3 protein-coding genes and 1 pseudogene are annotated in these 2,842 nt (G+C 38.1%); all 4 read right to left on the bottom strand.

Annotated elements, in window-relative coordinates; translation table 11 throughout:
• A pseudogene (locus Q0212_RS00185) lies at positions 1-1,058 on the bottom strand (hypothetical protein); the annotation flags it as partial.
• Between the two features lie 45 nt (positions 1,059-1,103).
• The gene (locus Q0212_RS00180) at positions 1,104-1,985 is read right to left on the bottom strand and encodes a hypothetical protein (RefSeq protein ID WP_297920548.1); all 882 of its coding nucleotides are present in this window, start codon (positions 1,983-1,985) and stop codon (positions 1,104-1,106) included.
• A 32-nt stretch (positions 1,986-2,017) separates the two neighbouring features.
• Positions 2,018-2,404 carry a type II toxin-antitoxin system VapC family toxin gene (locus Q0212_RS00175; protein ID WP_297920546.1) on the bottom strand — a complete coding sequence of 129 codons (387 nt, stop codon included), beginning with the start codon at positions 2,402-2,404 and terminating at the stop codon, positions 2,018-2,020.
• Positions 2,401-2,646 carry a type II toxin-antitoxin system Phd/YefM family antitoxin gene (locus Q0212_RS00170; protein WP_297920545.1) on the bottom strand — a complete coding sequence of 82 codons (246 nt, stop codon included), beginning with the start codon at positions 2,644-2,646 and terminating at the stop codon, positions 2,401-2,403. Before Q0212_RS00170 ends, Q0212_RS00175 begins: the two co-directional genes overlap by 4 nt.
• Between the last annotated feature and the right edge of the window lie 196 nt (positions 2,647-2,842).

Raw genomic sequence — 2,842 nt, 5'->3', positions numbered from 1 at the left:
CTGCCGTTAAACAACATCCATATTAAACAATCGTTTTTAAATTCCTCTGTCAGTGGTTGAGTAGGTTGCAAAAATTGGTCACGGTCGTTAAGCCATGTGGGTTTGATTAAACGGCGGACAGAAAAGACTATGGCGGCTTGCCAAAGGTTTTTATCAGTCACAAAAAAGCCGCCAGCACTACAATAACCTGATGATAATAACGCTGTTAGGTTTGCGTGTTGTATATCTCCTCCGGGGCAAATCATGCTCGCTATTGCACCATCTGCCCATTTTGTTCCCCTGACATCTTTGGTACTGGTGGTTGGCGTAATCGCATTTTTTAGCGGAATCGCATCAATATTATTAGCTCTAGTACGAGTAATCCATTCACCTAATAATTGCTCATTTGGCAAGTTATAAAAACTTTTTTCACCGATTGCGTGGATATTTTTATCTAAAACTTCAACTGTAATTTCCGTGATTGGCATTTTCTTTTTAGCCGCTTTTTGGCTTTCCCATACCAAAAAACCAATCGGAAAACTGCCTTTCAAACCATCAAACACTTTACTTGGCACAATAAAACCATCTAAATACTTGGCATTCCATACTTGACGAAATGGCTCAAAATTAGGGGCATTTACATATTTTAATTTACTAAAAATAGCTACTGTGGCACTGGGAATTTCTTTAGCAATCCTAATTAAAAATTGAATGAATAATTCACGAGTGGCATAACCATAATCGCCCATACTTGCAGCCACTTTGGTTTTAGATACGCCTTTTTTATTTTCTGCACCCATATTATCAGTAGTATTGTCAGAGTTAGCCGCCTCCGCATATGGCGGATTTATCAACACCAATATTTTTTTGCCCTCTTTAATGGCTTGTTGCAAGGCAATAGGCACTTTTTTGGTAAGTGAATAATCAATTTTGCCATCATCCGTAATATCATCATTCAAATAATCATACTGAAAACGTGTCGCTGCCACACAAATTTTACTGGCTCTCATCACATCAATATCCGCTTGGTCGAGCGTACTCATAAACACATTACGCGGATTGCTGTGTTTAACCTCCAAATTGCCCACCCCACAACACATATCCCAGACAATATAATTTTTTTGTCAATTATTACCCAAAGTCTCGGCTAACAAATCATAAGCCTTATCTACCACCGCTAAAGGCGTGTAATACGCGCCCTTAAAACTACGCTCTTCTAAAGGAATTAAAGTGTCTCTGCGCTCTAACAAATAATTACGATATTCTTCTTTTGGCGGACGGTGATAAATTGCCCAAAATCGGCGATAGCCCTCTTTATTACCTAACTCATATATTTTGCCATTAAGCATAAATGCAGGTTTATCATCCATAAATACCAGTTTAGCAGGTAGGTCTTTATGGGTACTAATTTTGCCATCATTCATAATATCGGCAAAAAACAGTAAGGCATAATCGGTTTCGGCCACGCCGTTAATTTCTTTACCAATCAAATTAACCCATTTATCAAATACTTGTTTTAAGTTATCGGGCGTAATTTGCGTGCGAATAATATCGCCCGATTTTATGGCAGCTTTAACGGTGGATATAAATTCTTCTTCATGCGTTGCCAATTTAAATGAGACAAAGTATGTTCCAATATAAGCAGAAACCGCTTCTAACGCCTCTCGGGTATATTGGCTGGCAGACTTTCCCCATTTAATGGTTTTCTTTTCTAAAAAGGGAATCACATCACTGCTTTTCATAATCGCAGCTTTTTCGGTATCAATCACCGCAAGAAATGGTGGAACAGCTTCGCCTTTATTGAGTGATTGTTGTACATAATGCAACAATTGCGTAAACATCGCATAACTGCTGTGTTTTCCTGTATCTTTGGCCTCAAACCAAATTTCTTTGGTTTGAATATCTATCAACCCTTTAGTAAAACTCTTTAATCCTAAAGCTTTAATATAAATATCTTTTACATCTTCTTCGCTTTGTGCTTTTTTAAGTGCTTCATATAATTTCATAAATACTCCGTTATATCTTTTAAATCAATGCGTTAAACACGCGCCAAAATTATTCTTACACCATATTTAGGAATTACAGTATCAGCCGTCATCAACTCTAAACCTTCGGCTTGTGCTTGAGCAATTAACATTCTATCAAAAGGGTCTTGATGAATCGGTGGTAACATGGCCGCCTGTTGAGCATGGAATAAGTCCATATTTAGGGCAATAAAACCATCTTCTAACACTAAAGCTTGTAAATCACCCTCAATTTGCAAATTTCCCTTTTGCCGTTTAATCGCAATTTCCCATACGGTTGCTGCACTAATAAACACTTGATTGCGAGCATCATTAATCAGTGCTTTTGCTTGTTTACCTAACGCTGGATTATCATCAAGCCACCACAACCATACACAACTATCAAGCAAAATTCGTCTCATAGCTGACTGCCATAAAAACTATCAATAATGTCATTTGATGTTGAATCAAAATCATCAGGTATGACTATTTTACCTTTTAAACGTCCTGCCTGACGGATTGGCTGTGCTTGAACATGAGGCAATAATTCAACACATGGTTTTCCTGCTTTAGCAATTATCACTTTATCGCCTGCTAACACACGTTCAGACAAGTATGACAACTGACTTTTTGCCTCGTGCATATTGACTTGAATAATAGACATGATTTTTACCTAGCTAAGCTCGACTAAGTCTAGTTAAGGAAAAGATAAATGGCAAGTGAATCACATCCATTTAATTAGCTACGAATGCTGAGTCAACATCCGCAAGCCTTCTAGCCCTCCCATCGCCAAACTCACGCCTTTGTTATGCGGAATACGCGCATCGGTGGGGTTGATACGAATCAATCGAGACGTAAAT

Origin of the sequence: uncultured Agitococcus sp. (assembly GCF_937920075.1) — a bacterium.
In the GTDB taxonomy this organism is placed as follows: domain Bacteria; phylum Pseudomonadota; class Gammaproteobacteria; order Pseudomonadales; family Moraxellaceae; genus Agitococcus.
This window is presented reverse-complemented; position numbering and strand designations above follow the sequence as displayed.